Source organism: Sodalis sp. RH21, assembly GCF_047324175.1.
Classification (GTDB): domain Bacteria; phylum Pseudomonadota; class Gammaproteobacteria; order Enterobacterales; family Enterobacteriaceae; genus Acerihabitans.
The window spans coordinates 2,685,581-2,711,131 of the sequence record NZ_CP178732.1; the positions used below are offsets into that span (position 1 = coordinate 2,685,581).

Genomic DNA, 25,551 nt, shown 5'->3' on the forward strand with positions numbered 1-25,551 from the left:
GGTGAAGTCATGAATCCCTATGCATTGTCCGTGGATGAGCTGGTCAGTAAGGCGCGCCAGATCCGCCGCCGCATTGTGCTGCTGAACGCCGGCAGCCCGGCGGGGGGCCATACCGGCGCCGACCTCTCCGAGGTGGAAATTTTGACGGCGCTTTATTTCCGGGTGCTCAACTGTGCGCCCGACCGGCTCGATAGCCCGGAGCGCGATATCTATATCCAGTCAAAAGGCCATGGCGTCGGCGGATATTATTGCACGCTGGCCGAAGCGGGGTATTTCCCCGTTGACTGGCTGCCGACCTACCAGCACGCCAACTCGCATTTGCCCGGCCATCCGGTGCGCCACAAAACGCCGGGGATTGAACTCAATACCGGCGCCCTTGGCCACGGCCTGCCGGTCGCGGTGGGCATCGCCCTGGCGGCCAAACGCGACCACAGCCCGCGGCGGGTGTTCGCCCTGACCGGCGACGGCGAACTGGCCGAGGGCAGCAACTGGGAAGCCGCGCTGGTGGCCGCCCACTATGGCCTCGATAACCTGATCATCATCAATGATAAAAACAAACTGCAATTGGCCGGCTTGACCTGCTCGATCATGAATACCGATCCGCTGGCGGAAAAATGGCTGGCGTTCGGCCTGAATGTTACCGAATGCGCCGGCAACGACATGCAGTCGGTGGTGAATACGCTGGAGAATCTGCCGGCCAACGGCAAACCCAACGTGATCATCGCCAATACCGAAAAGGGCGCGGGGATCTCGTTTACCCAGGGACGTGCCGAGTGGCACCACCGCGTATTTAAAGGGGATGAAATCGCCCTGGCGTTGGAGGAATTAAAAGATGAGTAATGCTGAACACTTGGCCAGCGTAATGGTTGAACGGTTTATCAAAGCGGTGGATGACGGCATGGATCTGGTGCCGGTGCTGGCGGATTCCACTTCGACGGCGAAGATTGGCCCATTCGTGGCCCGCTTCCCCGATCGTATCGTCAACGTCGGCATCGCGGAGCAGACCATGGTCGGCACCGCCGTCGGCCTCTCCATCGGCGGCAAGATCGCCGTGACCTGCAATGCGGCGCCGTTTTTGATTTCCCGCGCCAACGAGCAGGTGAAAATCGATGTTTGTTACAATAACTGCAATGTAAAACTGTTCGGACTCAACGCCGGCGCCAGCTATGGGCCATTGGCCAGCACCCATCACAGCATCGATGATATCGCGGTGCTGCGCGGTTTTGGCAATATCCAGATTTTTGCGCCGTCTTCACCGGAGGAATGCCGCCAGATGGTGGATTACGCGCTTTCCCATGTGGGGCCGGTTTATATCCGGCTCGATGGCAAAGCATTGCCCGCGCTGCATGATGCGGACTATCGCTTCGCGCCGGGACAGATCGATATGCTGCGCCAGGGCGGCGACGTGGCGCTGGTGGCCATGGGGTCGACGGTGCACGAGGCGGTTGACGCCGCGGCGCTGCTGGCGGAGCAGGGGATTTCTGCTGCGGTCATCAACGTATCGTCGATACGGCCATGCGATACTCGCGAATTACTTGCGCGGCTAAAAGAGAGTAAACAGGTGATCACCGTGGAGGAACATAATATCAACGGCGGGTTGGGCAGCCTGGTGGCGGAAGTGCTGGCCGAGGGGGGCAGCGGCATTCCCCTGGTGCGCTTGGGCATCGGCGACGGCGAGTACGCCATTGCGGCGGATCGGGCCGCGATGCGCGCCCATCATGGCTTTGACGCCGCCGGGGTGGTGCGCACCGCGCTGCGCGTCTGCCGGGGAGAGCTATCATGACCACGCCCATAATCCTGGCGATTGACGAGGGAACCACCAACGCCAAGGCGATCGCCGTGGATCGTGAAGGACGGATTATGGCCAAGGCGGCGGTGCCGCTCACCCTTGAACATCCCCGTCCCGGCTGGGCCGAGCAGGACCCGGCGGCCATTTGGCAGGGGGTATGCCGGGCCATTGACGAGTGTTTGGCCCAAATGCCCGATGCCGAGGTGGCGGGGCTGGCCGTCAGCAACCAGCGCGAATCGGTCTTGATCTGGGAGCGCGCCACCGGCCGGCCGCTTACGCCGGTGGTCAGCTGGCAGTGCCGGCGATCGCAGGATTTTTGCCGCGAACTGGCCCAACGCGGCCAGGCGGCGCTGATTTACCAGGCCACCGGCCTGCCCATCGATCCGCTGTTTCCCGCCGCCAAAATCCGCGGCATGCTGGCGGCGCTGCCCGCGGGCTATGAGCGCGCTTCCCGCGGCGAACTCTGCGTCGGCACGGTCGATAGCTGGCTGAACTGGCAATTCACCGGCGGGCGGGCGTTCACCACCGATTATGCCAACGCCTCGCGCACCCAGCTATTCAATATTCACCAGTGCCGCTGGGACGAGGCGCTGCTCGCCCTGTTCCAGGTACCCGAAGCCTGCCTGGCGGAAGTGAAGCCGTCGGCAGCGATACACGGCGTAACGCTTGCCGGCCAGGTGCCCCAGCTTGCCGGCGGCATCCCCATCGCCGCCATGATTGGCGACTCCCATGCCGCCCTTTACGGCCAGGGCGGCAATCAGGCCGGGGATGTCAAAGCCACCTACGGCACCGGTTCTTCCCTGATGCTGGCGGTGGACCGGGCGGCGGCGCAGGGGCAGGGGCTGGGTTCCACCTTGGCCTGGCACGACGGGCAGATCCGCTATGCGCTGGAGGGTAATATCACCCATACCGGCGCGGGCCTCTCGTGGGTGGCGCGGCTGCTGGGGGTTTCGTCCCTGGCGCGGCTGTCCGAAATGGCGCTCACACAGTCGGGCAATCAGGGGGTGTTTTTTGTCCCGGCGTTATCGGGCCTGGGCGCGCCCTATTGGGACAGCCAGGCGCGGGGCCTGATCTGCGGGTTGACCGATGCCGCTACCCCGGAGGTGCTGGCACGGGTCGGGCTGGAATCCATCGCCTATCAGGTGGCCGACGTGTTTTTCGCCATGGAGCGGGCGGCGGGCCGCACTTTGCCCGCGCTGCGGGTCGACGGCGGCGCCACGCAAAACCGCTGGCTGATGCAGTTCCAGGCCGACTTGCTGCAGCGCCGGCTGATCCGCAACCTTAATGCCGAAGTTTCAGCGCTGGGAGCCGCCTATCTGGCGGGCAAAATCCTGGGCTGGTGGCGTGATAACCAACAGATCGCGGCGCTGCCGCGAGAAGTGGAATACATCGAACCGCGCGCTGAGACCGCGGAGATGCATGACAATTATAATCTCTGGCAGGCGGCCGTCGCACGGGCCCGCTATCAGCCGGAACAACCCTACCGGGAGTGAAGCAATGTCGAGAAAAATAGTAGAACAGCTTACCTTTGCCGTGATTGTCGGCAACCGGGGCTTCTTCCCCAGTTATCTGGTGGCGGAAGCCCGCCGCGACGCGCTGGACGTATTCGGCCGCCTGGGCATCAATACCGTGATGCTCGATGAACAGCAAACCAAGCTGGGCGGGGTCGAAACCTGGCAGGATGCCAAAACGTGCGCGGACCTGTTTCGCCGGCATCGCGATGACATACACGGCATCGTGGTGCTGCTGCCCAACTTCGGCGACGAAAAAGCGGTGGCGGACGCCATTCGCCTGTCCGGCCTCGCCGTGCCGGTATTGATCCAGGCGGAGCAGGATAGTTTGGACAAAATGGGGCTGGCCACCCGGCGCGACAGTTTTTGCGGCAAAATCTCCTTGTGCAATAACCTGCGGCAATGCGGCATTCCCTTTACCCTGACCGGACGTCACGTATGCGCCCTGACCGGCGAACCCTTCGCGCGCGACCTGCGGCAGTTTACCCAGCTTTGCCGGCTGGTGCATGCCATGAAAGGGGTGCGGATCGGCGCGATTGGCGCGCGTCCCGCCGCGTTTAATACCGTGCGTTACAGCGAAAAATTGCTCGAACGCATGGGCGTGTCGGTGGAAACGCTGGATTTATCGGAGGTTTTCACCCGCGTCGGCCACCTTAGCGATCAAGACCTGCGGGTGGGGGAAAAACTGGGGCTGCTCAGAGAGAATGCCGATACCGCCGCCATCCCCGCCGACAAGCTGCATACCATGGCCAAGCTATTCGTGGTAATCAGCGAATGGGTGCTGGCCAATGATATCGACACCACCGCCATTCAGTGCTGGACGTCGCTCCAGGAAAACCTGGGCATTAACGTCTGCTCCATCATGAGCGTGATGTCGGGGCAATTAATGCCCAGCGCCTGCGAAGTGGATGTCATGGGCGCGCTGTCAATGTATGCCCTGGCCAGTTGCACGCTATCGCCGGCGTCCATTGCCGACTGGAATAATAATTTCGGCGAGGAGCAGGATAAATGCGTACTGTTCCACTGCGGCAATTTCCCCAGCGAAAGCCTGGAAAACCCGGTAATGGGCACGGCGGATATCATCGGCACCACCGTCGGCTGTGAAAATACCTGCGGCGCGGTGCACGGGCGGATGAAAGCCGGTCCGTTGACCTATTTCCGCTTATCATCGGATGAATTTACCGGCAAGGTAAAGGCCTACGTGGGGGAAGGAACGGTGGTGGACGATCCGCTGGATACGGTAGGGTGCCGCGCGGTGGTGCAAATCCCGGCGATGGAACCTCTGCTGCGCTATATCTGTGAAGAGGGTTTCGAGCACCATGTGGCCATGAACCATTCGGCCAGCGCCGCGGTACTGCATGAAGCGTTCACCAAATATTTGGGGGTCGAGTGCTACTGGCATGAAAAACCCTGATGCATAAGGCTTCTGCCGGGCGCGCCGGCCCGGCGGGAGATTTGGGCGGCAAGTCATGGCAGGGGCGCGTCGGGCGACCCCGGGCGTGTGGGATCGTGCCGACGGCATCGCGCCGTTAAATCAACCGTTCCGCCACCAGGCGATCGGTAATCAGTACGTCGATATAGCGTCCTTCCAGCGCGCCTTTTACCGCCGCCACTTTTTCCTGTCCTCCGGCCAGCGCCACCACCCGGGCGCATTCGCGCACCTGCGGCAGCGGCATGCCGATCACCGGATCTTCATCATCCGCCAGCACGGCTTCGCCCCGGGCGTTGAAATAATGCAGGCAGATATCGCCCACCGCGCCGCGCCCGGCCAGCAGCCGCAGCATGTCTTCCTGATAGTAGTTGCCCGAATTCATCAGCAACTGCGACGGTTCCAGCGCGCCGATACCCACCAGCGCCACGTCCACTTCGCCGAATTTCGCCACCACCTCCGCCACTTCGCTGCTGTTGACCAGCCGCAGGCGATCGTCCACCGACCGCTCGATGCTTTGCGCCGGCAACAGGTAGGCATGGCAGTTAAGCTGATCGGCCAGCATCTGGGTCAGCAGAGTGGCCTGCACATTGCCATTGGGGCCGACGCCCCCCAGCAGTTGGATCACGCCGCTGGCCTTGACGGACAGGGGGTGCAGATTGTCCACCATTGCACGCAGCGTGCTGCTCCAGGACGAAATGCCGACCAAATCATCGGGCCGGATACTGGTCTGCATGTAATGCGCGGCCGCCGAGCCGATGGCCTGTTTGATCTGCTGGGCGCCGGCGTTGTCGGATACGTCCACCACGATGGCCTGATCGATGCCATAGCGTTGCTGGATGGCGGATTCAAGCCCCATAAACATATTCGGCGGCTGTATCACGCTGATTTTTACCACCCCGTCCTTGATACAGCGGTTGATGGCCCGGGAGACAAAGGATTGGGACAGATGCAGGGCGGAGGCGATATCCGCCTGCTTTTTATTTTCGGCGTAATAGAGCGTCGCAATCTTGATAAGTAATCGCTGTTCGTCTTGCTTGGACATGCGACGTCTCCTGACGTATCGGTATGATGGAGACATTTTTATGCATATCTGAATAAATAACAAGACGGGTAGCCGGCAGGTTGGGTTTTATCTCCGGGCCGCCTATAGTCATTAAGCCGCGGCGAAGCAGATAATGCCCATATGTTGTCTACAGCATTTCCTTCGTAACGCGGGAAATGCTAATTTATACAGTCTTGGTGCCGGAGTATCGGCGTGATCCATTCGAATAACGCTGTTTGCGGGAAAAAATGTGAAATATGTACTGATATTTTTGCTGGTTCTGGTGATTTTTATTATTTCAGTCACCTTTGGGGCGCATAACGATCGGGTGGTCACCTTTAATTACTTACTGGCCCAGGGCGAATACCGCGTCTCCACCCTGATGACGGTATTGTTTGCGATGGGATTTATTCTTGGCTGGATTATCTGCGGCCTATTTTATCTGCGCGTACGTATCGCGCTGATGCGCGCTGAACGTAAAATCAAGCGCCTGGAGCAGCAGCCCGCTCCCGCGGCCCAGGCTGATATCGTCACGCCCGCGCCCGTCGTGCCCGTCGTCAGTAAGGAATAATCGGTTATGTTAGAACTGCTGTTTCTGTTGTTGCCCGTGGCTGCCGCATACGGTTGGTACATGGGGCGCAGGAGCGCGCAGCAGGATAAGCAACAGAATGCCAATCGCCTGTCGCGCGAGTACGTCGCGGGGGTTAACTTCCTGCTGAGCAATCAGCAGGACAAGGCGGTGGATCTGTTTCTGGATATGCTCAAGGAGGACAGCAACGCCGTCGAGGCGCACCTGACCCTGGGCAATCTGTTTCGCTCGCGCGGCGAAGTGGACCGGGCCATCCGTATCCACCAGGCCCTGATGGAAAGCACCGCGCTGAGCTTTGAACAGCGTCTGCTGGCCGTCCAGCAACTGGGCCGGGATTATATGGCGGCCGGTTTTTATGACCGCGCCGAGGAAATGTTCAACCAGTTGGTGAACGAAGACGATTTTCGCTCCGGGGCTTTGCAGCAGTTATTGCAAATCTACCAGGCCACCAGCGAGTGGGCCAAGGCCATTGACGCCGCTGAAAAGCTGGTGAAAATGGGCAAGGAGCACCGCCGGGTGGAAATCGCCCATTTTTACTGCGAGCAGGCCTTGCAGGCCATGGGCAGCGACGATCTGGATAAAGCCATGGCGCTGCTGAAAAAAGGCGCGTCGGCGGACAAAAATTGCGCGCGGGTATCGATTATGATGGCGCGGATTTTCATGGCGCGAACCGACTACGCCGCGGCGGTTCCCGTATTGCAGCGGGTGCTGGACCAGGACAAAGAAATGGTCAGCGAAACCTTGCCTATCCTGCAAACCTGTTATCAGCACCTTAACCAGCCGGAAGCCTGGGCTGATTTCCTGCGCCGCTGCGTGGAGCTCAATACCGGCGCCGCGGCGGAACTGCTGCTCGGCGAGGTGATTGAACGCGATGAGGGCAGCGAACAGGCCCAGGTCTATATCAGCCAGCAGCTGCGCCAGCACCCCACCATGCGGATGTTCCACCGGCTGATGGATTTCCATCTGGACGAAGTGGAAGACGGCAGGGCCAAGGAAGGGTTCCAGGCGCTGCGCGACATGGTGGGCGAACAGATCCGCACCAAGCCCCGCTATCGCTGCAATAAATGCGGTTTTACCTCCCACAGCCTCTATTGGCAATGCCCCTCCTGTAAATCCTGGGCGTCCATCAAGCCGATTCGCGGTCTCGACGAGCAGTAAGTGAGCGCGGCGATCTGGGCTTTTAGGCCGGCGGCGGGTAACATTCACGAATCAAGGCCATCATCCCCGGATGAGCCGTTTATTAAGCAAGGTTTTTAGCCATGACAAGCGATTTTTCGTCGACTGCCGCGTCAACGCCCGTCTCACCGGTTATCGTCGCGCTGGATTATGCCGAGCGGCGGCAGGCCCTGGCATTCGCCGACCGGGTTGCGCCGGCGGACTGCCGCCTGAAAATCGGCAAAGAGATGTTTACCCGTTTCGGCCCCGGGCTGGTGTGCGAGCTCCAGGATAAAGGCTTTGATATTTTCCTCGATCTCAAATTCCATGATATTCCCAATACCGTGGCCAAAGCCGTCGGCGCGGCGGCGGAGCTGGGGGTTTGGATGGTGAATGTCCACGCCAGCGGCGGCGAACGCATGATGAGCGCCGCCAAAGCGGCGTTGGCGCCGTTTGGCGCTGATGCACCCCGGCTGATTGCCGTGACGGTGTTGACCAGCATGGCCGATGAAGATCTGGCGGGGCTGGGCATTCCTTATACGGCGACGCAGTACGCCGGGCGGCTGGCGGAGTTGACCCAGCGCTGCGGATTGGACGGCGTGGTCTGTTCCGCGCACGAAGCGGCGGCGTTTAAAAGCCGCTTTGGCGCGGATTTCATCCTGGTCACGCCGGGCATCCGTCCCGCGGGCAGCGACGCCGGCGATCAGCGGCGCGTGATGACGCCGGTGCAGGCCCGGCGCGCGGGGGTGGATTACATGGTGATCGGGCGTCCGATCACCCAATCCGCCGATCCCGACGCCGCGCTGCGCTCGATTTTACTTTCTTTACGTAATGGAGCTGACTGATGGACGATAACAGCCGGTTAGTTTATTCCACCGACAGCGGTCGTATCGACGAAAAGCCCCGTCCCGCGGCCCGTCCCGCCGGGGACGGGATTGTCCGCATCCAGCGCCAGACCAGCGGCCGCAAAGGCAAGGGCGTGTGCCTGCTTACCGGACTGGCGTTGGATGACGGCGCGTTGAATGTGCTGGCCGCCGAGCTGAAAAAGAAGTGCGGCTGCGGCGGGTCGGTAAAGGACGGGGCGATCGAAATTCAGGGTGATAAGCGGGAGTTGCTAAAACAGCTGTTGGAAGCCAAGGGCATGAAGGTCAAACTGGCCGGCGGCTGACAAACTGCCGGACATCGCGGCGTCCTGTGAGAAAGCAAATATCAGACGAATCCGAGCGTCCGGCAACCTGTATTGAATGTAATCGCGCGTTTACGACCCCAATGACCCGCCTTTCGGCAGGTCATTGAATCAATTAATGGACCTGATGGCCGATAATCCCGCCGACCGCCGCGCCTCCAACCGTACCCAAGCCGCTGCCGTTGGTCAGAACGGCGCCACCCACTGCGCCCGCGCCGGCGCCGATAGCGGTATTACGATCCCGTTTGGACCAGTTGGAGCAGGCGGTGAGAGACAGGGCGAGGGTGACCGCCAAGGCCGCGGCGGCAATACGTTTTGTTGAGCTTTTCTTCATCATCAACTTCTCCATTTGTGGCGTTATTATTAATAATGATTATAGTCCCGACCCGCTTGTTTAGCCTGTAATGATTTGAAAAAAGCTGCGCCGGCGCCCAAGGGTCCCACCCCGCCGTTGACCGGTCGCTAAAAATGGTCAATAGCAGAAGCCAACACGGTCTTTAGCTGTTTACGCCATACCGGATGCCGCCGCCTGCCGGGACAATGTCTTCTGGGGTATAAGAGGACAAACCAATGCTTAACGAATTAAAACAACAGGTGCTGGAAGCCAATCTGGCCCTGCCGCAGCACCATCTGGTGACATTCACCTGGGGCAACGTCAGCGCGGTGGACCGCGCCCAGGGACTGCTGGTGATCAAGCCTTCCGGAGTCAGCTATGACAACATGACCCGCGACGATATGGTGGTGGTGGAGCTGGAAACCGGCCGCGTGGTCGAAGGCAGCAAAAAACCCTCTTCCGATACCGACACCCACCGGGTGCTTTATCTGGAATTCTCCGGTATCGGCGGTATCGTACATACCCACTCCCGCCATGCCACCATCTGGGCGCAGGCAGGTTTGGACATTCCGGCCTGGGGCACCACCCATGCGGACTATTTCTACGGCGCCATCCCCTGCACCCGGCTGATGACCGCGGCGGAAATCCAGGGGCGCTATGAATGGGAGACCGGCAAGGTGATTGTCGAAACCTTTAGCCGCCGTAATATCGAACCCGCCGCCGTCCCCGCCGTGCTGGTCAATTCCCATGGCCCCTTCGCCTGGGGGCCCGATGCCGAAACCGCGGTGCATAACGCCGTGGTACTGGAAGAACTGGCCTATATGGGCATTTTTTCCCGCCAACTGACGCCGGATCTGGGCGCCATGCAGCCGGAGTTACTGGATAAGCATTATCTGCGTAAGCACGGCAAGAACGCCTATTACGGTCAATAAGCCACGCCCCTGATTTGCCCCCTGGCGCCTGGACCTCCCCCGGTCCCGGCGCCAGGGGTTTTTTTTGCATCCCGCCCACTCGCCGCCAAACATGTCGTCTGTGCTTTAAGCCCGTCACGTTTACTTAATTTTTTTGCCTGGCCACTCCCGCGATCCGTATGGGCAGGGCAGCGCTTGACATAAGGAAATGTGATCGGTATCGCATTTTGAAACCGCATGCCTGAACAAATAAAATGATCTTCTTTTAAAAAAGAAACATTGTTTCATTTTATGCTCCAGATCACTGAATTTCAGGATGTAACCGGTTACTTTAGCGCTCAACTGACCCCGTCACTGAACGGGGCATGGCCAGGGAATGGCACCCTACGAATCATGGGAATTAATTCGAACTTAGGTGGAATCACGATGCAAATCAAACGTGCAATTGACAAAATCCCTGGTGGTATGATGCTGGTGCCCTTATTTATTGGCGCCCTTTGTCATACCTTCGCTCCTGATGCGGGTAAATATTTCGGTTCGTTTACCAACGGTCTGATTTCCGGCACCGTGCCTATTTTGGCGGTGTGGTTTTTTTGTATGGGTGCGTCAATTAAACTCAGCGCCACCGGTACCGTCTTACGCAAGTCCGGAACGCTGGTTGTAACAAAAATTGCCGTAGCCTGGGTTGTGGCGGCGGTGGCATCACGGTTGTTGCCGGCCAACGGCGTTGAAATCGGCTTTTTCGCCGGTTTATCCACGCTGGCGCTGGTGGCCTCCATGGATATGACCAACGGTGGATTGTATGCGTCCATCATGCAGCAGTACGGCACCAAAGAAGAATCAGGCGCGTTTGTCCTGATGTCGCTGGAATCCGGCCCATTGATGACCATGATTATTTTGGGCACCGCCGGTATCGCTTCTTTTGAACCGCATGTGTTTGTCGGCGCGGTATTGCCTTTCCTGATTGGCTTTGCGCTCGGCAATCTGGACCCCGAACTGCGTGAATTTTTCAGCAAGGCGGTGCAGACGCTGATTCCGTTCTTCGCTTTCGCGCTGGGTAATACCATCAACCTTAATGTTATCGCTCAAACCGGCTTGCTGGGCATCCTGCTGGGCATTTCGGTTATCATCGTCACCGGTATTCCGCTCATCCTGGCCGATAAGTTTATCGGCGGCGGCGACGGTACCGCGGGTATTGCCGCCTCCAGCTCCGCTGGCGCCGCGGTCGCGACCCCGGTGCTGATAGCCGAAATGGTGCCGGCCTTCAAACCGATGGCGCCGGCGGCAACCGCCCTGGTGGCCACCTCGGTGATTGTGACCTCAATCCTGGTACCCATTATCACCGCGCTGTATTCCAAACGGGTGAAAAAAGGCCGGGCCATTGTTGAGCAACAGGCCGTAATCAAATAATAATTAACGTCATCAAATAAGCAGTGCATTAGAACCCCCCGCTTGCGGGGGGTTTTTGCGTTATGCGGGGCATAAAAAAAGCCAGGGATAATCCCTGGCTGGTCTGCGGGTAGCGGGAACTAAGCGGGGCGGGCTATCACCGAGCGGGTTTCCTGTCGCACTTCGGCGATGGTCACCTCGATGGCGTCGCCCTGGCGATAGCGCTCTTCGCCTTTAACCTGCACGGTGCCGGTTTCCTGGCTGCACGCCAGTTCATCGCGCACGCTGTGGATAAAGGGCGCCGGGATAAACGCCACGGCGCCGTTCTCGATCAGGCGTACCCGCATGCCGCCGCGGGAAACGTCGATGATTTCGGCTTTATAGCGGGTGTCGCTGCCGGCCCGATCCTTGAGGAAGCGGGCATAGAGCCAGTCGCCCACATCACGCTCCGCCATGCGGTTGAGACGCCGGCGTTCGGACATCTTGAGCGTGATCTCTTCCGACGGGCGGCTCGCGGTGCCGTGGCTTATCAGCGCCTTGAGCAGGCGGTGATTAATCATATCGCCGTATTTACGAATCGGCGACGTCCAGGTGGCATAGGCTTCCAGTCCCAGGCCAAAATGCGGCCCCGGTTCGCTGCTGATTTCCGCGAAGGTCTGGAAACGACGAATGCGGCTGTCAAGATACGTGGTCGGCAGGGCGTCCAACTGGCGGCGCAGGCGGCAAAAACCGTCCAGGGTCAGCAGCGCTGCGGCGTCGGCCTGCACATCGTTATTGGCCAGCACCGTCACCGCCTGATCGACCAGGGCCTCGTCAAAGCCGTTATGCACGTTGTATACGCCATAACCGAGGCCGCTGCGCAATACCTGCGCGGCGCAGATGTTAGCCGCAATCATCGCTTCTTCCACCATGCGGTTGGCGATGCGCCGCGGTTCAATCTGGATAGCCAGCACATCGCCCTGGTCATCAAGCACAAAGCGATAATCCGGCCGGTCTTTAAATACCAGGGCGTTAGCCTGGCGCCAGGCCGCGCGGGCCAGGCAGACGCGCTGCAACAAACGGATCTGGTCGGCGACGGCCTGGTTGCCGGGCTGCCAGTCGCCGGTTTGTTCCAGCCAGTCTGAAATGTCGTCGTAAACCAGCTTGGCTTTCGATTCCACCCAGGCGGCAAAGAAGTGCGGCTCGCCGCCGAGCGAACCATCGCCGTTGACGGTCACGCGGCAGGCCAGCGCCGGACGGCGCTCATTGGCGCGCAGCGAGCAGATGTTATCGGACAAATCGCGCGGCAGCATGGGAATATTAAAGCCCGGCAGATAATTGGTGAATGCGCGCTCGCGCGCAATCATATCCAGCGGACTGTCGGGCAACACGTATGCGGTGGGATCGGCGATGGCGATAGTCAGCACCAGCGCGTCCCCTTCGCCCGCCGCCACATAAAGGGCGTCATCCATATCTTCGGTGCTGGCGCTGTCGATGGTGATGAAATCCAGCGCGGTGAGATCCTCGCGGGAAAGGTTTTCATCATGCAACGCCAGGCCTTCCGGCATCAGCGGCGCTTCACGCTCCAGATTGTGCCGGGCCAGGGTTACCCACCACGGGGCGAAATGATTGTCGCCGGTGGTTACCAGATGGGTGATTTCGGCATAAAACTGGCGATCGCCCTTGAGCGGGTGGCGGCGCATTTCCGCGACGGCCCAATCGCCGGTTTGAAATTCATGTTCCACGCCGCGCAGCGGCCGGCAGGGAATGACTTCCCGGATCAGCGGATGGTTGGGCACGATGGATAACCGATCGTCTTTTTGCTGGACGCGGCCGACGAAGCGCGACAGGAAGGGTTCAAGCAACTCTTCCGGCTCGGCTATCTCCCGATCTTTTTCGGATCGCACCGTGGCGGTGATCCGATCGCCGTGCATCACTTTTTTCATAAACGGCGGCGGGATGAAATAGCTCTTTTGAGCATCGACTTCAAGGAAGCCAAACCCTTTCTCAGTACCTTTGACCACGCCTTCGACACGCGGCGTCTGAGAGTGAAGTTGCTGTTTTAGCTGCGCAAGCAGCGGGTTATCTTGAAACATAATGTCCAGAAATATGAGTGTAAAAGGCTTCAATAACGGCAGACAGTTTTACGCGAATCGTCAGGCTGCGGCAAGTATAACGGCCGATTCACGGCAGAAAAAAGCCGCCCGCGCGCAAAGCGCTCGGGCGGCCAGGGTAAAAAAAATTAAATAATGCGGTTATCGACGGTGATTTGGCTGGGTACCAGCCGTACCGGCACCGATTTCGAGGTGGGGGTGTGGGTGCCGTCGCCGAAGCTCGACAGCGGAACCAGCGGATTGGTTTCCGGGTAATAAGCCGCCAGATTGCCGCGCGGGATATCATAACCGATAGCCTTGAACCCGCTGACTTTACGGCTCACGCCGTCGTGCCACAGCGTCTCGATATCCACGCGGTCGCCGTCCTGCAATCCCAGCGCCGCCAAATCGTCCGGATGGATAAACACCACGTCCCGCTGGCCGTAAACGCCGCGGTAGCGATCGTCCATGCCGTAGATGGTGGTGTTGTACTGGTCGTGGGAACGCAGGGTTTGCAAGGTAAAGGGCACCGCCTGGCCGCCGATTTGCGGGAACAGCGTGTCCGGCAGCGCGGCCGCGCTGAACCGCGCCTTGCCGCCTGGCGTATTAAAGCGCAGCCCGGCCGCGGCATTACCCAGATAAAAGCCGCCCGGTTCTTCGCAGCGGCGGTTGAAATCGGTAAAACCGGGCAGGGTGGCGGCGATATGGTTGCGGATCAGATCGTAATCTCCCGCCAGCTCAAGCCAATCCAGCTTATCGCCGCCCAGCACCGCATTGGCGATACCGGCGACAATGGCGGTTTCAGAGCGCTGCTCGCTGGAGATCGGCGGGTTTACCCCTTCCGACGCGTGCACCATGCTAAAAGAGTCTTCCACCGTAACGTACTGGCTGCCGGTGGCCTGCATATCGCGCTCGGTGCGCCCCAGCGTCGGCAGGATCAGCGCATCGGCGCCGGTAATCAGATGGCTGCGGTTGAGCTTGGTGGCGATATGCACCGTCAGCGCGCAGCGCCGGATAGCTTGTTCGGTACGGGCGGTATCCGGGGCCGCGGCCGCCAGATTGCCGCCCAGGGCCAGCAGCACTTTTATCTCGCCGCGCAGCATGGCTTCCAGCGCCTCGACGGTGCTGTGACCGGGCGCGCGCGGCGGGGTAAAGCCGAAATGCGCCCCCAGGCTGTCAAGCATCGCGGCCGGGGGTTTTTCATCAATCCCCATGGTACGGTTGCCCTGGACATTGCTGTGCCCGCGCACCGGGCACAGGCCCGCGCCCGGCTTGCCTATCTGGCCGAACAGCAGTTGCAGGTTAACGATTTCCCGCACGGTGTCCACGGAGTGCTTGTGCTGGGTAATTCCCATGGCCCAGGTGCAAATAACCCGTTCGGCGGCGCGGTAAATATCCGCCGCTTCGCGCAGTTGCTGCTCGCTCAGCCCGGATTGGCGGACAATATGCGTCCATGAGGTCGCGTCCACCGCCGCCAGATACTGCTGCGCTTCCTGGGTATGCAGGCGGATAAAATCGGCGTCGAACAAACCCGGCTGATTATCGGCCAGGCGCTGGCGATGGATTTCCAGCAGGGCCTTGACCATGCCGCGCACCGCCGCCATATCCCCGCCCAGGTTAGGCTGGAAATAACGGGAACTGATGCGTCCGGATTTGGGGGTCAGCAGCTCCAGCGGATTTTGCGGATCGGCGAAACGTTCAAGTCCGCGTTCGCGCAGGGTATTAAAGGTGACGATGCTGGCGCCGCGATCGGCGGCATGGCGCAGGCTATGCAGCATACGCGGATGATTGGTGCCCGGATTCTGGCCGAAGACGAAAATGGCATCCGCCCGTTCAAAATCGTTCAGGTGGATGGTGCCTTTGCCGACGCCGATACTCTGCTTGAGGCCGCTGCCGCTGGCTTCGTGACACATATTGGAGCAATCGGGGAAGTTATTGGTGCCGAACATGCGGCCGAATAGCTGATACAGATAAGAGGCTTCGTTGCTGGCGCGTCCCGACGTATAGAGTTCCAGCTGATTGGGATTATCCAGGCCGTGCAAATGCTGGGCGATCAGTTCGAACGCCGCTTCCCAGCTCACCGGCGCATAGCGATCGGTTTGGGCGTTGTAGCGCAGGGGCTGCGTCAGCCGGCCCTGGTACTCCAGGAAGTAGTCGCTTTGCTGGTAGAGTTTATTGACGCTGTATTGCTCGAAAAACGCCGCGTCCAGCCCTTTGCGGGTGGCTTCCCAACTAACCGCCTTGGCGCCGTTTTCGCAAAAACTGAAGGTGCTGGTATTGTCGTCGCCCCAGGCGCAGCCGGGGCAATCGAATCCTTTTGATTTATTGACCCGCAGCAGGTTGCGGATATTTTTGAACGCTTGCTTGCTGTCCAATACATAACGGGTCGTGGCTTCCAGCGATCCCCAGCCACCCGCCGCCCCTTGGTAGGGTTTTATCGCAGGTTTAAATTTCATTATCAGTATTCGCAGGTGAATGGTGATGTGTCAATGTTAAATAATTTTTAACGTCTTGGTCTTATGAGGTTAAGTTTAATCGGTTGCATATGTTGCGTCTAATCGAATGCGGTTATCGCAGGATAGACGGCGGCTATGGCGGCATGGGCAGGCCATGGCGGCCGGCTAAGTGTGATCCCGTTCAAGAATCCGGCCATAACGCGCCGCGCCGGGCTGTCGGTTTCTGCTGCTGATGCATAATTAACCTCTTGAAGATATAAAGAGATCGACGCTTATGAAAGAATTAGCCAGCAAGATTCATGGATTTGGCAAAGCGTTAATGATGCCAATTTCAGTCATTGCCGCCGCCGGCATTTTCCTGGGACTGGCGGCGGCGATGCAAAACCCGGCGGTGACCGGCGAGGCGTTTGCCAGTCTGAAATATCCGCAATTGGTGATTGGTTTTATCCGCCAGGTGGCCGGCGCGCTGTTTACCAACCTGCCGCTGTTTTTCGCCGTGGCCAGCGCCATCGGCTTGGCCAAGGCGGAAAAGCCCACGGCGGCGTTTGCCGCGGTCATCGGTTTTATCGCCATGCACGTCGGCGTCAGCGCCAGCCTGGCGGCGCAGGGCCTGACATTGGCCACCACCACGGTGCCCGCCCTGACCGGGCGCGGCATGGCCATGGATGATGCGCTGATTTATTCCGCCCAATTCGCGCCGACGCTCGGCATCTTTACCTACAATATGAGCGTGCTGGGCGGGGTGATCGCCGGGCTCATCACCGTGGCGCTGCACAACCGTTTCTATACCACGGTGCTGCCGACGGCGATTAGCTTTTTTGGCGGCCGGCGTTTTGTGCCTATCGTTACGGTGGTGGTGCTGCCCCTGGTGGGGCTGGGCCTGTCGTTTGTCTGGCCGACCATCGGCGCGGGTATCGCCTGGGTCGGCCAACTGATCGGCAAAAGCGGGCAGTACGGGATGTTTTTATACGGCTTTGCCGAACGCCTGCTGATTCCCACCGGCCTGCACCATATTCTCAATGAAACCGCGCGCTTCACGCCGATTGGCGGGACAGTCACGGTGGATAACCAGACCATCGTCGGCGCGCTGAATATTTTTAATACCGCGCTGACCCATCCGGGGCTGCTTAGCGATCGGGTGGTGCGCGAGGCCACCCGGTTCCTGGCGCAGGGTAAAATCCCGGTGATGATGTTCGGTCTGCCCGGCGCGGCGCTGGCCATGTATCACTGCGCCCGCCCCGAGCATAAAAAACGCGTCAAGGCCTTGATGATGGCGGGGATGCTGGCGTCGTTCACCACCGGCATTACCGAACCGCTGGAGTTCTGCTTTATTTTCGTCTCGCCGGTGCTGTACCTGTTCCATGCCGTCATGAGCGGCCTGTCGTTTATGCTGATGGATATCCTGCAAGTGATGATTGGCAATGTGCAGGGCGGCGCCATCGATCTGGTGGTGTTCGGCATGCTGGGCGGGGCCAAAACCCGATGGTGGTATCCGGTCATGCTGGGGATCGTCTATTTCCCGCTCTATTATTATGCATTTCGTCTGGTGATTACCCGCATGGCGGTGAAAACCCCCGGGCGCGAGGAGGATGAGCAGGAAGCGCCCGAGCGCAAGGCGGTCACGGCGGACGAGCGGGCGGAGAATATTATTACCGGCCTGGGCGGACAGCCCAATATCGCCGATGTGGACTGCTGTTTTACCCGCCTGCGGGTGCGGGTGAAGGATATGCGGCTGGTTATCGATCGCACGCTGATGCTTACCGGCGCCAGCGGGGTGAAGCGGGTCAGCGAGCATGATATCCAGGTGATATACGGCCCGCAGGTGGAAAAAATCGCCCAGGATGTCAAAACCACCCTGGGGGTGAGCACCTGACGCCGGGGCCGCGGGCGCCGATCATCGCCGGGCGCGATGGTGATATACTGCTTTTATCGCCCTGAGCCGGACCCAGCCCCAGAACGCACTATGGATATCAAGCAGCTTATTTATTTATGTAATCTCGAACGCGAGCGCCATTTCGGCCGTGCCGCCGAGGCCAGCTTCGTCAGCCAACCCACGCTGTCCGCCCGCCTGAAAAACCTGGAGCGGGAGCTGGGGGTGGATCTGATCCACCGCGGCAACAGCTTCAAGGGATTTACCGCCGAAGGGGAGCGCGTGCTGACCTGGGCGCGTGAGATTGTATCGGTGTACCAGGGGCTCAAGCTGGAAGTGGCATCCCTGAAACATGGACTGGTCGGGACGCTGCGCATCGGCATCGTCCCGCAGTGCGGCATTCCCCTGGCGCAGCTGTTATATGACGCCCGGCAGCATTATCCCACTCTGGAATACCAGGTGACGGTGCTCAGCGCCGATGCCCTGCTGGAAGCCCTTACCAATCACAGCGTCGATATCGCCATCGGTTTTTTCGAGCTGGGCCTGCTGCAAGAACTGCATTATCAGGTGGCCTGTTTACCCGATGAGGGGATAGATCTGGTCTTTCATCCGCGCCATTTCCCGCAGTGGGTAGCCCCGGGCGAGGGAGGTGCCCCCCTGGCGCTGAGCGACGTGGCGGCACTGCCGCTGTGTCTGGCCGAACCCAGCCGCTATTTCAGGCGCTACCTGGACGAGCACTTTCGCGCCGCCGGGTTGCATCCGCATATCCAGCTGGAAAGCGCGTCGATATTTCAACTGTTGCAGGGGATATATGTCGGGCTGGGCTGCGGCATCATGCCGCGCGGGCATTTGCTGCCGGGCATGACCCCGGAGCTGCGTGCGCGGGCCATCGCCTTGCCCGCCATGAAGCGCCAGGGCGCGATAGCCATCGCCGAAGCCGGCCGGGCCACGCCGCTGGCCGCCGCGCTGTTTGATTTTGCCCGCGGCTGGCTGGCGCAGCGTTCGGGGCCGGCCCTGCCGGCCCTGGCGGAAAGTTAAGTTATGACTCCGTCGCTGCGCCAGGCATCGGCGGTAAGCGCTTCGCCGAAGTGGCTGGTAATCAGCCGCTTGGTCAGGTCATGGAGCGGGGCGGCCAGCACGTCGGCGGTATTGCCGCGCTCCACCACTTCGCCGTTTTGCATCACCATGATTTGATCGCTGATATGTTTCATCATGCCCAGGTGCTGGGTCACGTAAATATACGCAATGCCGTGTTTGGCCTGTAGCTCCAGCATCAGGTTGATGATCTGCGAGCGCATGGACATATCCAGCGCCGCCAGCGCCTCGTCCGCCACGATCACCTTGGGTTGCAGGATCAGCGCCCGCGCCAGGCCGACGCGCTGTTTTTGTCCCGGCGCCAGCATGTGCGGATAATAAAAAGCGTGATCGGGGCGCAGACCCACCTGGCGCAGGGTTTTATCTATGGCGCGCTCGCGCTCCGGCGCAGCCATATCGGTATTGAGCCGCAGCGGCACATCAAGTAGCTGCCCTATGCGCTGGCGGGGATTAAGGGCATTGCTGGCATCCTGGAAGATCATGCGGATGCGCTGGCTGCGATAGCGATAGTCGCCGAAGGTCAGGAGATGATCGTCAATCAGTAACTCGCCGCCGGTGGGCTCCAGCGTGCCGGCCAGCATTTTGGCCAGCGTCGATTTGCCCGAACCGTTTTCCCCTATAATCGCCAGGGTTTGCCCTTCGCGCAGAATAAAACTGATGGGCTTGACCGCCTCCACCTGATGTTTGGTGAACAGCCCGGTACGGTAGCGGAAGGTTTTGGTCAGGTTGCGCGCTTCCAGTAAAGTTTCCATGCTTATTGCCCTTCCATATTGAGCGGGAAATGACAGGCGAACCAGTGGTTTTTCACCGGCTCAAGGGGCGGCATCTGGATGCAGGTTTTCTGCGCGTAGGGGCAGCGCGGCCCCAGGCGGCAGCCGATGGGCAAATGCTCCAGGGACGGGATGCCGCCGGGCAGGGTATTGAGGCGGCTTTTCGGCGGCATGGAGCGCCCAAAATCGGGGATGGCGCGGATCAAGGCCTGGGTATAGGGATGATGGGGCGTGGCGATCAGCTCTTCGCAAGTGGCGCTCTCCACCGTCTGGCCGCAATACAGCACGTTAATCCGGTCGGCCCATTTGCTCATCATTTGAATATCGTGGCTTATCAGCAAAATGGTGGTGTTGTTGTTCTGGTTAAGTCCGGCCAGCAAACGGAAGATTTGCGCCTGGGTCGTGGGTTCCATGGCGTTGGTCGGTTCGTCGGCGATCAGCAGCCGGGGCTGGTTGGCCAGCGCAATGGCGATCATCACTTTCTGGCATTCGCCTTCGGTCAGTTCATAAGGATAACTGCCCATGATGTTTTTATGATCTTTAATGCCGACCCGGTGCAGCAGTTCGATGGTACGGCGCCTGCGCCAGCCGAACCGCTGCCACCATTTGCCTTTATAGGTCCAGCCCGGAATGGCCTGGATCAACTGGCGGCCGATGGTTTCCGACGGATCGAGGCAGGATTGCGGTTCCTGGAAGATCATCGAGACATTGTGGCCCACCAGCCGGCGCCGCTGGCGGGGCGTCAGTTGCAGCAGGTCGATATCGTTAAAGCGGAAACGGTCCGCCGTTACGCGCCAGTTATCCTTGGTGACGCCGCAGATGGCTTTGGCGATCAGGCTTTTGCCGGAGCCGGATTCCCCCACCAGGCCGCGTACTTCGCCTTCCGTCAGGGTAAAGCTGACCCGGTCGACGGCTTTGACCGGCCCTTCGGCGGTCATGAACTCAATGGTTAAATTACGGATATCCAGTAACGGCATTATTCGACTCCTGCAATCAGGGCGCGGCGGATGCCGTCGCCCAGCACATTCACGATTAACACGCTAACCATGATGGCGCCGCCCGGCAGCATCACCGTCCAGGGGGCGACATAGACCAATTCAAGGGTATCGCCCATCATCGCGCCCCATTCCGGCGAGGGGAGCTGGGCGCCCAAATCAAGAAATCCCAGCGCGGCGATATCCAGGATGGCCATCGACAGCGAACGGGTGAATTCGGAAACCAGGACGCTGGCGATATTGGGCAACACCGCATAACGCAGGATATGCAGCATCGACGCGCCGTCGATGCGCACCGCCAGCACGTACTCTTTATCCAACTCGTCATGCACCGCGTCGTAGACCGTACGCACGATGCGCGGCAACAAGGCCAGCCACACCGCCAGCATCGCATGCTCCAGCTTCGGTCCGAGAAACGCCACTACCACGATGGCCAGCAGCAGGGACGGAATGGACAGCAGGGTGTCGAGCACATGGTTCAGGGCCGCCGAGCGCAGGCCGCGGGTAATGCCCGCCAGCACGCCGAGGGTCACGCCGAACACCGAGGCGGCGACGGTCACCACCAGCGCCGACCCGAAGGTGGGCGCGGTGCCGGTCAACAAGCGGCTCAACACATCGCGGCCCAAGTCGTCGGTGCCCAGGAAAAAGGACACATCGCCGTAGCGCGACCAGGACGGGGGCAACAACTGGTAGCCCAGGAATTGTTGATCGAGCGCGTACGGCGCCACCCAGGTACCCAACAGGCACAGCAGCACCAGTATGATAAAACCGTAAAAGCCAATCATCGACATGGCGTCATGATAGAAAATGCGCCAGATGTAACGCAGCGGACTGGGCATGCGTTTTTCACGGTAAATATTATCTGAGAGCATACCATTCCTTATGGCGCAGCGGGTTGGCCAACGCGCCTATCACATCCGCCAGCACGTTGATGGCGATCACCAGCGCGCCGACCACCATGACTCCGGCCGAAATGGCGGCGTAATCCTGCTGGCGGATGGCGTTGACCAGCCAGCGCCCCAGCCCCGGCCAGCTGAACACCACTTCGGTAATCATCGCCAGCGTCAGCATGGTGGAAAATTGCAGCCCCAATTTGGGTATAATCGGCGGCAGGGCATTATGCAATACGTGGCGGCGGATAATAGTACCCACCGTAAGCCCGCGCGTCGCCGCGGCTTTGACATAATTGCTGCCGAACACGTCGGCGGTGCTGATCCGCATCAGCCGGATCACCTCGGTGGTGGGCGCCACCGCCAGGGCGGTAATAGGCAGCACCATATGGCGCAGGGCGCTGGTCATGATCTGGTGCCGATAAGGCGAGTCGGACAGCCAGGCGTCCAGCAGGGTAAAGCCGGTGATGGGCTTGACCTGATACAGCAGGTCGTAACGGCCGGACACCGGCAGCCAGCCCAGGTGCAGCGCGAAAAACAGCGTCAGCAGCAGGGCCAGCCAGAATACCGGCATCGACAGCCCCATCAGGGCGAACACGCTGATACTGATATCCGGCCACTTGTTGCGCGTGACCCCGGCGATAATACCCAGCGGGATACCGATGGCCAGCGCCAGGATAAACGCCAGGATACACAGCTCCAGGGTGGCCGGAAATACGTCGCCCAACTGCTCGCCGATGGACTGGCCGTTAATGCTCGATACGCCGAAATTCCAGTGCAGCAGGCTGTTGAAATAGTATAAATAGGCATCGGTGATAGCCGCGCCGCCCAGCGGCGCGTTGGGGGTGAAATAGCTCAGGCTGAACCCTACCAGCGTCAGGAAGAACAGCGTAATCAGCAGTAGGACTAATCGGCGCAGGGTAAATATAATCATGGTTTTTCGTCCTGATTATCTTCGCGGTATACCCCGGCGAACGAGGCATTGCCAAAGGGGCTGAGCACTAAACCTTTAATGTCGTAACGGTATGCCTGCAAGCGCAGGGATGACGCCAGCGGTAAAATCGGCAGTTGCTGTTCCAGCATTTGTTGTACGTTGCGATAGGTATCCATCCGGCCGGACAGCTGTTGCGACAATAGCGCCGAATGGAGTAAATCATCGAACCGGGGCTGGCACCAATGCGCATAGTTGGTCTGCGAGCGGATGGCGGCGCAGCTGAGCAACGGGCGGAAGAAACTGTCCGGGTCGTTACTGTCGGTCGACCAGCCCGCCAGGGTCAGGTCATGGTTCATCGCCATGAGCCGCGCCTCCTGGAACCGGCCTTCCACCGGCACGATGGTAAGCGTAATGCCCACCAGCGCCAAATCGGCCTGGATCAGCTCGGCGGTTTTCAGCGGGCTGGGATTATAGGACTGGGAGGCGGTGGGCACCCATAAACTCAGCTCCAGGCGATCCTTGCCCAGGGAATGCAGGATCTCACGCGCTTTGGCGGGATTGTATTCGGTGACTTTGGCGTCGTTGTCATAGGCCCAGGACGCCCGCGGCAAAATGGATGCCGCCGTTTCGGCGGTGCCGTAGTAGATGGATTGCATCAGCCGCTGGTTATTGATCGATAATGCGATGGCGTGGCGGACCTGCACATCGTTTAGCGGCGGCTTGGCGGTATTAAACGCCAGATAGGCGATATTCATGCCGGGACGCAGGGTGAGCCGCAGGCGGGGATCGTCGCGCAGGATGGTGAGCTGGCTGGCGGCCGGGTAGGCCAGTACGTCGCATTCGCCGGTCAGCAGCTTGGACAACCGGCCGATGCCGCCGGCGCCGAGATCGATAACCACCTGCTCCATGCGCGGCAGGCCTTTCCAGTAATTATCATGACGAATCAGCCGGATAAACTGGCCGGCCCGATATTCATTAAGCATAAACGGGCCGGTGCCCACCGGCTGGCGGTCGATTTGTTCCTGGCGATCCGCGGCGCTGAGCTGTTCGGCATATTCCGCCGACAACACCGGCGCATAATGGGTGGCGATATGCCACAGGAAAGACGCATCAGGGCCGTTAAGGCGAAACTCCACCGTATCGTTGTCCAGCTTACGGACGCTTTGCACCGAGTCGGGGAATTGCAGGCTGTCGAAATAGGGGTAATCGCCGCCGTTCACCTCATGATAGGGATGATGTTTATCAAACATGCGCGCAAAGCTGAACACCACGTCGTCGGCGTTAAGCGCGCGGGTAGGGGTAAACCAGGCGGTGTGCTGGAACGCGACGTTTTTACGTAAATGAAAGCGGTAGGTAGCGCCGTTATCCAGCACTTCCCAACTTTGCGCCAGTTCGGGGATCAGCCGATAGGTATAAGGGTCTACCGCCAGCAGGCGGTCGTATAGCTGGGCGGACAGCGTATCCACCGTTAATCCGCTGCTGGCCATCTGGGGGTTGAAGGTATTGAGCAATCCGTTGACGCAGTAAACAAAGCCGCTCTGGTTGATATCCCGCAGGGGGGCGGGCAAGGGAGCGGGCATAGCGGCGGCAGCCGTGTGCGCACTGGGTAATGCCGTAACGAGGCCCAAAGACAGCGCCAACCCTATAATACGTTTAATTGCCATACACCACTTAAATCCCGCCGGTCGATCGTTCCAGTTTACCTTACTCTGCCTTGACACCCAATTCGCGGCGCGAATAAACCTGCCATAGGCCCTGAAAACGCGCCTAACCGATGAAAAGAACCCCAATAACCGTATGGTAATGAGAATAATTATCAACAAAAAGCTTTACAGGCGATAGTGATAACCATTATCATTGTTTTGCCGATGACCGCCGGGCCTCTTGTCCGGCGTTCCAGGCACGACATTGCTCACATTGCTTCCAGTATTATTTTAGCCAGCTTGGGTGCTGGCTTTTTTTTGCCCGTAATCCGGCGAGGTCCGCATATGCGCAGTCGCGGGTTATTCCAGGTCCGCGCCGCCGATCTTAATGGCGTGTTTTTTCATTACGCCGCGCAGCTGGTGATATGTCAGCGACAACAGTTCCGCCGCCTGGCGCTGGTTGTAATGCGCCTGCGCGAGGGCGCGCTCTACCCATTGCCGTTCCTGCTGTTCCAGCCATTGCTTCAGATCCAGCGGTAATGCCGTCGGGGTGTCCGCCGCCGTGCCGGTGGACGTTGCGCAGGAGGGAATCTCCGCGGCCAGCGTCACCGCCGCAAACGGATCGAGTAAAATCTCGTCCAGCGGCCATTCGCTGCTGTCATGGCGGTAAATGGAGCGCTCCACCACGTTCTTCAACTCGCGGATATTGCCCGGCCACGCATAGCCCAGCAGAGTCTGGCGCGCCCTGGGGGTAAAGCCGGGAAACAGCGGCAGGTTGATTTCGCGGCACATCTGGATGGCGAAATGCTCGGCCATCACCATGATATCCGGCTGCCGCTGGCGCAGCGGCGGCAGGGCGACCACATCAAACGCCAGCCGATCCAGCAGGTCGGCGCGGAATTGGCCGGCTTTGGCCAACCGGGGCAGGTCGGCGTTGGTGGCGCAGACCAGCCGCACATCCACCTGCAGCGGCTGGCTGCCGCCGACGCGCTCCAGCTCGCCATATTCGATCACCCGCAATAATTTTTCCTGCACCATCATGGGCGCGGTGGCCAGCTCATCCAAAAACAGCGTGCCGCCGTCGGCCCGCTCAAACCGCCCCTGGTGGCGTTTTTGCGCGCCGGTAAATGCCCCGGCTTCGTGGCCGAACAGCTCCGAATCAAGCAGGTTTTCGTTGAGCGCCGCGCAGTTAAGGGAGATAAACGGATTTTGCCAGCGCGGGGAGAGATAATGCAGCCGCCGGGCAATCAGTTCTTTGCCGGTGCCGCGTTCGCCAATCACCAACACCGGCTTGGTCAGCCGCGCCAGCCGGGAAACCTGTTCGAGCACTTCCAGGAAGTTATTGGACTGCCCGAGCAGGTTATCGTGGTTTTCGGTCATGGTAAATTTCGCCAATTATTAGTATTAATAATCACTATAGGGGAAGCTATCCCAGAGTCAATTTTAAAAGTTATTTAAAATCAATAAATTAAGAATATAACAATCTTG

Annotated in this window: 22 protein-coding genes; 12 read left to right on the plus strand and 10 right to left on the minus strand. The window is 59.7% G+C overall.

The window, feature by feature from the left end; genetic code table 11:
* Window positions 1-9 precede the first annotated feature (9 nt).
* From ACL2XP_RS12335 to ACL2XP_RS12350, 4 genes are read left to right on the plus strand one after another with little or no spacing between them, the layout of a single operon-like run.
* Window positions 10-840, plus strand: coding sequence for a transketolase (locus ACL2XP_RS12335; RefSeq protein ID WP_413738787.1), 831 nt, complete (start codon window positions 10-12; stop codon window positions 838-840).
* Entirely contained in the window at window positions 833-1,783 is a 951-nt protein-coding gene (locus ACL2XP_RS12340) for a transketolase family protein (protein ID WP_413738788.1), read from the plus strand. The genes ACL2XP_RS12335 and ACL2XP_RS12340 overlap by 8 nt, the downstream gene beginning before the upstream one ends.
* On the plus strand, window positions 1,780-3,282 hold the full coding sequence (locus ACL2XP_RS12345) for an FGGY family carbohydrate kinase (protein WP_413738789.1): 1,503 nt from the start codon (window positions 1,780-1,782) through the stop codon (window positions 3,280-3,282). The genes ACL2XP_RS12340 and ACL2XP_RS12345 overlap by 4 nt, the downstream gene beginning before the upstream one ends.
* Window positions 3,283-3,286: 4 nt before the next feature.
* The gene (locus tag ACL2XP_RS12350; protein WP_413738790.1) at window positions 3,287-4,714 is read left to right on the plus strand and encodes an L-fucose/L-arabinose isomerase family protein; all 1,428 of its coding nucleotides are present in this window, start codon (window positions 3,287-3,289) and stop codon (window positions 4,712-4,714) included.
* A gap of 115 nt (window positions 4,715-4,829) precedes the next feature.
* Here ACL2XP_RS12350 and ACL2XP_RS12355 read toward each other — a convergent pair whose 3' ends face one another.
* Complete coding sequence (locus ACL2XP_RS12355) at window positions 4,830-5,774, minus strand: sugar-binding transcriptional regulator (RefSeq protein WP_413738791.1); 945 nt, start codon at window positions 5,772-5,774, stop codon at window positions 4,830-4,832.
* Between the two features lie 250 nt (window positions 5,775-6,024).
* On the opposite strand from ACL2XP_RS12355, the gene ACL2XP_RS12360 reads away from it, so the two are divergent.
* The 4 genes from ACL2XP_RS12360 to yciH all read left to right on the plus strand — a co-directional run bounded on the left by ACL2XP_RS12360 (window position 6,025) and on the right by yciH (window position 8,686).
* Window positions 6,025-6,345, plus strand: a complete 321-nt coding sequence (locus ACL2XP_RS12360) for a LapA family protein (protein ID WP_413738792.1) — start codon at window positions 6,025-6,027, stop codon at window positions 6,343-6,345.
* Window positions 6,346-6,351: 6 nt separating this feature from the next.
* Window positions 6,352-7,521 carry a lipopolysaccharide assembly protein LapB gene (lapB, locus tag ACL2XP_RS12365; protein ID WP_413738793.1) on the plus strand — a complete coding sequence of 390 codons (1,170 nt, stop codon included), beginning with the start codon at window positions 6,352-6,354 and terminating at the stop codon, window positions 7,519-7,521.
* A gap of 101 nt (window positions 7,522-7,622) precedes the next feature.
* Window positions 7,623-8,363 (plus strand): orotidine-5'-phosphate decarboxylase, encoded by a 741-nt coding sequence (pyrF, locus tag ACL2XP_RS12370; RefSeq protein ID WP_413738794.1) that lies wholly within the window; start codon window positions 7,623-7,625, stop codon window positions 8,361-8,363.
* Window positions 8,360-8,686 carry a stress response translation initiation inhibitor YciH gene (gene yciH / locus ACL2XP_RS12375; RefSeq protein WP_413739141.1) on the plus strand — a complete coding sequence of 109 codons (327 nt, stop codon included), beginning with the start codon at window positions 8,360-8,362 and terminating at the stop codon, window positions 8,684-8,686. The genes pyrF and yciH overlap by 4 nt, the downstream gene beginning before the upstream one ends.
* A 133-nt stretch (window positions 8,687-8,819) precedes the next feature.
* Here yciH and osmB read toward each other — a convergent pair whose 3' ends face one another.
* The gene (gene osmB / locus ACL2XP_RS12380; protein WP_413739142.1) at window positions 8,820-9,038 is read right to left on the minus strand and encodes an osmotically-inducible lipoprotein OsmB; all 219 of its coding nucleotides are present in this window, start codon (window positions 9,036-9,038) and stop codon (window positions 8,820-8,822) included.
* A gap of 236 nt (window positions 9,039-9,274) precedes the next feature.
* Between osmB and araD the strand changes: the two genes are divergently transcribed.
* Together araD and kdgT are read left to right on the plus strand one after the other, a co-directional pair.
* Window positions 9,275-9,970, plus strand: a complete 696-nt coding sequence (gene araD / locus ACL2XP_RS12385; protein WP_413738795.1) for an L-ribulose-5-phosphate 4-epimerase — start codon at window positions 9,275-9,277, stop codon at window positions 9,968-9,970.
* A gap of 405 nt (window positions 9,971-10,375) precedes the next feature.
* Window positions 10,376-11,359 (plus strand): 2-keto-3-deoxygluconate transporter, encoded by a 984-nt coding sequence (kdgT, locus tag ACL2XP_RS12390; RefSeq protein ID WP_413738796.1) that lies wholly within the window; start codon window positions 10,376-10,378, stop codon window positions 11,357-11,359.
* A gap of 119 nt (window positions 11,360-11,478) precedes the next feature.
* On the opposite strand, the gene ACL2XP_RS12395 is transcribed toward kdgT, so the two are convergent.
* Both ACL2XP_RS12395 and ACL2XP_RS12400 read right to left on the minus strand, forming a co-directional pair.
* Window positions 11,479-13,413: an exoribonuclease II gene (locus tag ACL2XP_RS12395; RefSeq protein ID WP_413738797.1), complete on the minus strand. Its 1,935-nt coding sequence runs from the start codon at window positions 13,411-13,413 to the stop codon at window positions 11,479-11,481.
* 146 nt (window positions 13,414-13,559) lie between these two features.
* Window positions 13,560-15,866 (minus strand): FdhF/YdeP family oxidoreductase, encoded by a 2,307-nt coding sequence (locus ACL2XP_RS12400; RefSeq protein ID WP_413738798.1) that lies wholly within the window; start codon window positions 15,864-15,866, stop codon window positions 13,560-13,562.
* A 274-nt stretch (window positions 15,867-16,140) separates the two neighbouring features.
* Here ACL2XP_RS12400 and ACL2XP_RS12405 point away from each other — a divergent pair, with 274 nt between their 5' ends.
* Window positions 16,141-17,739: a PTS transporter subunit EIIC gene (locus ACL2XP_RS12405; protein ID WP_413738799.1), complete on the plus strand. Its 1,599-nt coding sequence runs from the start codon at window positions 16,141-16,143 to the stop codon at window positions 17,737-17,739.
* A 90-nt stretch (window positions 17,740-17,829) separates the two neighbouring features.
* Complete coding sequence (locus ACL2XP_RS12410; RefSeq protein WP_413738800.1) at window positions 17,830-18,774, plus strand: LysR family transcriptional regulator; 945 nt, start codon at window positions 17,830-17,832, stop codon at window positions 18,772-18,774.
* Here ACL2XP_RS12410 and sapF read toward each other — a convergent pair.
* The 6 genes from sapF to pspF form a co-directional block, all read right to left on the minus strand.
* Entirely contained in the window at window positions 18,771-19,583 is an 813-nt protein-coding gene (gene sapF / locus ACL2XP_RS12415) for a putrescine export ABC transporter ATP-binding protein SapF (protein WP_413738801.1), read from the minus strand. The genes ACL2XP_RS12410 and sapF overlap by 4 nt on opposite strands.
* 2 nt (window positions 19,584-19,585) lie before the next feature.
* Window positions 19,586-20,578 (minus strand): putrescine export ABC transporter ATP-binding protein SapD, encoded by a 993-nt coding sequence (gene sapD, locus ACL2XP_RS12420; protein ID WP_413738802.1) that lies wholly within the window; start codon window positions 20,576-20,578, stop codon window positions 19,586-19,588.
* Window positions 20,578-21,468, minus strand: a complete 891-nt coding sequence (gene sapC / locus ACL2XP_RS12425) for a putrescine export ABC transporter permease SapC (RefSeq protein WP_413738803.1) — start codon at window positions 21,466-21,468, stop codon at window positions 20,578-20,580. Before sapC ends, sapD begins: the two co-directional genes overlap by 1 nt.
* On the minus strand, window positions 21,455-22,420 hold the full coding sequence (gene sapB, locus ACL2XP_RS12430) for a putrescine export ABC transporter permease SapB (RefSeq protein WP_413738804.1): 966 nt from the start codon (window positions 22,418-22,420) through the stop codon (window positions 21,455-21,457). The genes sapC and sapB overlap by 14 nt, the downstream gene beginning before the upstream one ends.
* A complete protein-coding gene (sapA, locus tag ACL2XP_RS12435; protein ID WP_413738805.1) occupies window positions 22,417-24,084 on the minus strand; it encodes an ABC transporter substrate-binding protein SapA in 1,668 nt (555 codons plus the stop codon). Before sapA ends, sapB begins: the two co-directional genes overlap by 4 nt.
* Window positions 24,085-24,423: 339 nt before the next feature.
* Entirely contained in the window at window positions 24,424-25,443 is a 1,020-nt protein-coding gene (pspF, locus tag ACL2XP_RS12440) for a phage shock protein operon transcriptional activator (protein ID WP_413738806.1), read from the minus strand.
* Window positions 25,444-25,551 lie beyond the last annotated feature (108 nt).

Bases quoted from the DNA above. Each gene is read 5' to 3' on its own strand.
- pspF (WP_413738806.1), bottom strand. From the start codon at position 25,443: ATGACCGAAAACCACGATAACCTGCTCGGGCAGTCCAATAACTTCCTG.
- ACL2XP_RS12345 (WP_413738789.1), top strand. From the start codon at position 1,780: ATGACCACGCCCATAATCCTGGCGATTGACGAGGGAACCACCAACGCC.
- ACL2XP_RS12400 (WP_413738798.1), bottom strand. From the start codon at position 15,866: ATGAAATTTAAACCTGCGATAAAACCCTACCAAGGGGCGGCGGGTGGC.
- sapA (WP_413738805.1), bottom strand. From the start codon at position 24,084: ATGGCAATTAAACGTATTATAGGGTTGGCGCTGTCTTTGGGCCTCGTT.
- ACL2XP_RS12350 (WP_413738790.1), top strand. From the start codon at position 3,287: ATGTCGAGAAAAATAGTAGAACAGCTTACCTTTGCCGTGATTGTCGGC.
- osmB (WP_413739142.1), bottom strand. From the start codon at position 9,038: ATGAAGAAAAGCTCAACAAAACGTATTGCCGCCGCGGCCTTGGCGGTC.
- ACL2XP_RS12405 (WP_413738799.1), top strand. From the start codon at position 16,141: ATGAAAGAATTAGCCAGCAAGATTCATGGATTTGGCAAAGCGTTAATG.
- sapF (WP_413738801.1), bottom strand. From the start codon at position 19,583: ATGGAAACTTTACTGGAAGCGCGCAACCTGACCAAAACCTTCCGCTAC.
- pyrF (WP_413738794.1), top strand. From the start codon at position 7,623: ATGACAAGCGATTTTTCGTCGACTGCCGCGTCAACGCCCGTCTCACCG.
- sapD (WP_413738802.1), bottom strand. From the start codon at position 20,578: ATGCCGTTACTGGATATCCGTAATTTAACCATTGAGTTCATGACCGCC.
- ACL2XP_RS12355 (WP_413738791.1), bottom strand. From the start codon at position 5,774: ATGTCCAAGCAAGACGAACAGCGATTACTTATCAAGATTGCGACGCTC.
- ACL2XP_RS12410 (WP_413738800.1), top strand. From the start codon at position 17,830: ATGGATATCAAGCAGCTTATTTATTTATGTAATCTCGAACGCGAGCGC.
- kdgT (WP_413738796.1), top strand. From the start codon at position 10,376: ATGCAAATCAAACGTGCAATTGACAAAATCCCTGGTGGTATGATGCTG.
- sapC (WP_413738803.1), bottom strand. From the start codon at position 21,468: ATGCTCTCAGATAATATTTACCGTGAAAAACGCATGCCCAGTCCGCTG.
- lapB (WP_413738793.1), top strand. From the start codon at position 6,352: ATGTTAGAACTGCTGTTTCTGTTGTTGCCCGTGGCTGCCGCATACGGT.
- ACL2XP_RS12335 (WP_413738787.1), top strand. From the start codon at position 10: ATGAATCCCTATGCATTGTCCGTGGATGAGCTGGTCAGTAAGGCGCGC.
- ACL2XP_RS12395 (WP_413738797.1), bottom strand. From the start codon at position 13,413: ATGTTTCAAGATAACCCGCTGCTTGCGCAGCTAAAACAGCAACTTCAC.
- sapB (WP_413738804.1), bottom strand. From the start codon at position 22,420: ATGATTATATTTACCCTGCGCCGATTAGTCCTACTGCTGATTACGCTG.
- ACL2XP_RS12340 (WP_413738788.1), top strand. From the start codon at position 833: ATGAGTAATGCTGAACACTTGGCCAGCGTAATGGTTGAACGGTTTATC.
- araD (WP_413738795.1), top strand. From the start codon at position 9,275: ATGCTTAACGAATTAAAACAACAGGTGCTGGAAGCCAATCTGGCCCTG.